The 4973-nt window shown below is 35.4% G+C and carries 6 protein-coding genes and 1 pseudogene; 1 reads left to right on the top strand and 6 read right to left on the bottom strand.

The genetic code is table 11. From position 1 onward, the window contains the following. Positions 1 to 506: 506 nt before the first annotated feature. From PSE69_RS19095 to PSE69_RS19950, 3 genes are all read right to left on the bottom strand, one after another. Positions 507 to 992, bottom strand: coding sequence for a hypothetical protein (locus PSE69_RS19095; RefSeq protein WP_053109710.1), 486 nt, complete (start codon positions 990 to 992; stop codon positions 507 to 509). A 147-nt stretch (positions 993 to 1139) separates the two neighbouring features. Next, positions 1140 to 1469, bottom strand: coding sequence for an AHH domain-containing protein (locus PSE69_RS19090; protein ID WP_053109708.1), 330 nt, complete (start codon positions 1467 to 1469; stop codon positions 1140 to 1142). A 53-nt stretch (positions 1470 to 1522) separates the two neighbouring features. Continuing rightward, positions 1523 to 1681 (bottom strand): RHS repeat-associated core domain-containing protein, encoded by a 159-nt coding sequence (locus PSE69_RS19950; protein ID WP_237069656.1) that lies wholly within the window; start codon positions 1679 to 1681, stop codon positions 1523 to 1525. 654 nt (positions 1682 to 2335) lie between these two features. On the opposite strand from PSE69_RS19950, the gene PSE69_RS19080 reads away from it, so the two are divergent. Next, entirely contained in the window at positions 2336 to 2773 is a 438-nt protein-coding gene (locus PSE69_RS19080) for a hypothetical protein (protein ID WP_036943196.1), read from the top strand. 41 nt (positions 2774 to 2814) lie between these two features. Here the strand turns inward: PSE69_RS19080 and PSE69_RS19075 are convergent. The 3 genes and pseudogenes from PSE69_RS19075 to PSE69_RS19065 all read right to left on the bottom strand — a co-directional run. Further along, positions 2815 to 3652: pseudogene (locus tag PSE69_RS19075) on the bottom strand (IS256 family transposase). A gap of 140 nt (positions 3653 to 3792) precedes the next feature. Continuing rightward, positions 3793 to 4419, bottom strand: a complete 627-nt coding sequence (locus tag PSE69_RS19070; protein WP_088498668.1) for an imm11 family protein — start codon at positions 4417 to 4419, stop codon at positions 3793 to 3795. Beyond that, positions 4416 to 4973 (bottom strand): RHS repeat-associated core domain-containing protein (locus tag PSE69_RS19065; RefSeq protein WP_272675319.1); only part of this gene is annotated, 558 nt, incomplete at its 5' end. The genes PSE69_RS19065 and PSE69_RS19070, both read right to left, overlap by 4 nt.

Raw genomic sequence — 4973 nt, 5'->3', positions numbered from 1 at the left:
CCGGTTATTCGGCAGTTGTGTCTGGGTTAAATTCCCCAACACATCGTATTGATGATGATATTCCCCGGTGGCATTACGCTCACTGACTAACTGCCCCAGTGTGTCGTAAGTGAGGGTTGTCCACTTCCCCTAAAATAAGACAGCTATAATTAGATTTTCTGCCCTAAAATTTGCAGAGGTCATGATGAAAAAAGCTCGTTTTACTGAAACTCAAATCGTAAATATTTTAAACTCACTAATTCGGAGTTAGGAATATCAAACAGCAATAATTATTGGATGGCTTCTTTTGGTTTCCAAACAGTAGGTTGAACAGGTTCTGTAGTAATATAAATTAAAGGCTAAAATCTAATCCTTAAAGGCTCAAATCTAAATGCCTGACTTGTGAGTAGAGATATTTTATTCCTTATTGTGCTAGTGTATTGATTATTACCAGACAATAGTCTGATATTTCCATAGTAATGGTAATATATTCTTTCTCTAAGTCAGCCATATAGTTATTTTTTAAGTTATGTGTAACATACTTCTTTATATCCGTTGGGAAATACTTTGGTTATTTTATTTAAAACATTATCAACATACTCAAAAACAATGTTAAAGTAAGAAAAGTTATCACTTGAATGTTCTTTTTGTTCAGTCTTAATGTTAATTAAAACCCCATTTTCATTATAGCTATAAATAGAGAGGCTACATCCATACTTACCCCAATTAATATCTTTAATTATCATTTTGTTTTTTATGAAAAATGTTTGTATATTTCTTAGATTATCTGAATTTGAAATGCTAATAACATCATAGAAATTATCAGTGTAGTCTATAAAATCAATATTTATAATGTTTTCACTTTGTCCATACTTATAAATCATAATAATGTTGTCATTTTCATCAAAGTGATATAAATTAACATCTTTACTATTTTTAGGTATCTTTTTTAAAACTTTACCAGATTTAAATCCATTTATTTCTCTTTGGTAGGGTTCAGTTGTGTATAGCATCCCTTTACCAATAACAATATTTTTTGTTAACGATTTTTTTCTTTTATTTTCTTATTTATATAATCGTTGTTGACTATATTTGTATTAATAAAATCGAACTTCTCTTTTTGTTTGGCAATGTAATCCGTTAAATTTATATCATTCATTTTAAAATGCTCCAGATGCGATTTCATTATAAATGCGGCCTAATTCTTTAATCATTGATTCTTTATCTTTTATTGATTTTAGTCTGTCAAATACCTTCTGTTTATATTCATTTGTGTGAATTGTAGAATGTCTGGGTAATTTATTTCCAACGGGAACCTCAACCTTTTTATTGGCAGGCAAAAATATTCCATTTTCAGTACTATTAATATCAATTCCTAATCTTTTCATTTTTCTTTGTAGCCAACGCATTCGTACATCTTTAGAATTTGGCATTATAATATGGTGAGCAGCGTTCTGGAAGTCAGGTACAATTTTTCCTGCTTTAATCATATTTTCTCTTAATTTTTTGCATCATGACCACTGCTCAATCCCCACGGGTCCACCTAGATCAGCGGATTCGGCGCATACTGGTACAGATTTAACCCACCCGCTAACCCGATAGGATCTTGCTGGGTAAAGCGGCCTAAATCCGGGGCGTAGTACCGAAAGGTATTATAGTGCAACCCCGTTTCTCTGTCGAAATATTGCCCTTGAAAACGCAGGTTTTGTTCACTGTTAAACTCACCGGTAGGGCGGGCCTGACGCTGTAAATTCCCCCAAACACCCTATTGACCTTGCCAAACGAGATGACCGTCACCGTTGGTGGGCGCCTCCGGCAATCCGTTTAAGCCACTGTGCGTGTAATAGATGGCGCACCGTGGATTGACGGGGGTATCCGTGCATTCAATACGGGCTAAAGAGGTATAACTGTGGTCATTGTACGCATGGTACACCGTGGTGTGCGGTTTGGTGCCTAAATGCTGGGTAATTACCCTAAAAGGTCATACTGATAGCTGTTATAGTACCCGTATCCTGAAGTAGAAATATAGCGTTGAAGCCCTTTTTGGGCTGGATTTGTGCAATAATTGCCTGTTATCAATTGTTATGGTTTGTTGTTGATAAATGTTAAGGTTGCTCGCAGTCTGCTACTACAAAAAGCTTCAGGTTGAAATTAATTATCGCTGTTTCATTTTAGCGGAAGTGGACAATATCTTTCGTATCGTTTTGATTGGTGCAATATTGGGGTATTAGGTTATTCTTACTTCAATATCGGACGATTCTCATATGTCTAATAATTACTATAGTTAGTACAATATACACTTGAATTTCATATCTATATGAAATAATTATAAATTCTTAATTTTGAGCTATCTTCGATGAATAAAAAATTCAATTTAAGTATTATTTTAGTTTCACTGATCATATTAAGTGGTTGTACTCAGAAACATAGAGATACCATATCAGATATAACTTATGCATTAACAGGTGTCCCTGGTGCAAAGCACAAAAACAATGGAAACAATAGCACTACAATGAAATCAAAAGCACAATTAGAAAGAGAAAAAGAGGAGTATGAATTCAAAAATCGCCGCCAAAGTTGGATTGGTAAATCTATCGATGACCTAATAATGCAAAGGGGCAGCCCTTTTGGGGTTCATAAGAGACAGGATGGGGGGTCTCAGTATACCTTTAAGAAAACCCAAAACAGTTCTAATGACCCGTACCTTAATAACCCTCGCTTATGTGTAGATAACTTTATTACCGATAAAAATGGATTAATTAAAGACTGGTCATCTTCTAACTGCCTTTATTAACCAGAGCGACCCTGTAAATAATTTTGTGTATTTGCCTTTTATTAAAGGTGACCGTCTAGGCGGTCGCCAAACGTAATAATAAAACGGCTCATTGCCTGTTTCCAGTTTTGAATTGGCATGCTCCATTTTTTAGAAGCTGATTCAATCGCTAAGTAAATCACTTTACGCACTAAATCATCGCTGGGGAATACCTTACGTTTTTTAATCGCATGACGAATAACGCTATTTAGTGACTCGATGGCATTCGTGGTATATTTAGTGTTTTCATTTTCGGCCATCCGCATTCCCAAAAGTTCTTTATGTCCTTCAGTATTGATGGCTCATGCAAGAAAAACAGACTTATTGATAACCCTGCCATCGTGACGCACTTTGACAACAATGCAGTCAAGATAAACAATAGGATACCGCGATTCGAGTGGTCGGTTTTGCCATTCTTGGACTTGCTCTTTAACGGCATCAGTGACTTTTGAAATTAGGGTCGGAGAAACATTCGTATCGTACATTTCCTTGAATGTAGCGACGATTTCACGGGAGGCATTCCTTTTGCGTAGAGAGATAAAATTTGACTGTCCATCAGAGTGATGCGAGTTTGATTTTTCGTAATCAACTGAAGTTCAAAACTGCCTTCACGGTCACGTGGCGTGTTCAATTCAAAATCACCATCGTCCGTGAGTAATGTTTTAGATGAATAGCCGTTACGCATGTTAATACCTGTTTTGGTACTATTTTTTCATATCCCAAATGCTCAGTCAGTTCGGCGCTTAATGCCGTCTCAACGGTCAATTTAGTCAGCATGCGAGTGAACTGATTAAGATCAGCTTCGGTCTTAATCCCTTTTGCAAATTCTGCTGCAAGGGCTTTTAGTTTTTTCTCGTCCATAATATGCCTGCTGTGTTGTTGAAATTAACCTATCAAAAGCAGGCAAATACACAATCTAAATTACAGTCTCTAAAGACAATCAATAACGTTAGTGTTTTTCACTTAAGTAATTTTTGCAACAAGCCCTTTTTTAGTGATAATTACCAGCCTTCCCAAACATCATATTTATAATTATCATCGATTTTTTCAAATTTAACACCACATAGTTTTAGTGACTCAAACTTATTCTTAAATAATGATGAACATACAGGTTTTGATATTTCATTACAAATGAATAAATGCTCATGAATATCATCTCTAATTTTAAATTTATCTATTCTTTCGTAGTATATTTTTTCTAAGTTTTTTTCATCTGGAGTGTTAAATTCACCCGTCTCTATATCCTTTGATATCGTAAATATCGATTTAGACTCATCCATTATAGATAAGTAACTTAGAATATAAAATAAATAATATTCTTTTGATGGGGTTTTGTTTTTATACAATCTAACTTTAACAGGAATACTGATACATTTCACCTTCAATTCGGAGAGTAATATTAACATATCAGATGAAATTAAGTTATCATTTGAAAAGTAATCACCATCTAATTTATATGCCTTTATTTTAACTGCATAATTATCTGAAAAATCCTCTGGTAGTGGTGGTGCAGTAAAAAGGTCATAATTAGGTAATTCTGGTACCCACTCTTGGTCCATAAAATATGGTATTCCTTCATCATTCGGAGAATATTCGATAACAAAAAATTCATTTTCACTATTAATCATAATAATCTACCTGTGTTAGGATCAGTTTTAAACAAGCCATTATCAAGTCCTTTCCTTGCCCAGTATTGGATTTCTTTTATCCCCAGAGCTAATTGCGTATCGCTCAACTTGTTTGCCTGGGTTGCAAGTTGAGACAATTTATTCCTTACAGCACTGGTATATTGATTATGATTAGACCAATGGCCTGGTATTTCCATTTTGCTAGCAAGACCTTTTGATCCAGGTAAAAAGGCTCCATTTGAAGCTCCATCACCATCCCAACCAATCTTTTTAAGTCGATCAAAAAGATATTTAAAGTTCTTATCTTTCATTAACTCTTCAGGAATAAGATGATGGTTAGCCATGCCATCACCAGTTTTTGCTCCCATATTTCGACCTAAGGCACAACTCGATAGTCCTAGCGGATCGTTCCACGTCAGTGGATTTGGCGCATACTGATAAAGATTCAGTCCCCCCGCCAGCCCTATCGGGTCTTGCTGGGTAAAGCGACCTAAATCTGGGGCGTAGTACCTGAAGGTATTATAGTGCAAGCCGGTTTCTTTGTCGAAATATTG

Origin of the sequence: Providencia sp. PROV122, assembly GCF_028482365.1 — a bacterium.
In the GTDB taxonomy this organism is placed as follows: Bacteria; Pseudomonadota; Gammaproteobacteria; order Enterobacterales; family Enterobacteriaceae; genus Providencia; species Providencia stuartii.
Note: the sequence above shows the minus strand (reverse complement) of the source record. Positions and strands in the feature narration are given on the sequence as shown.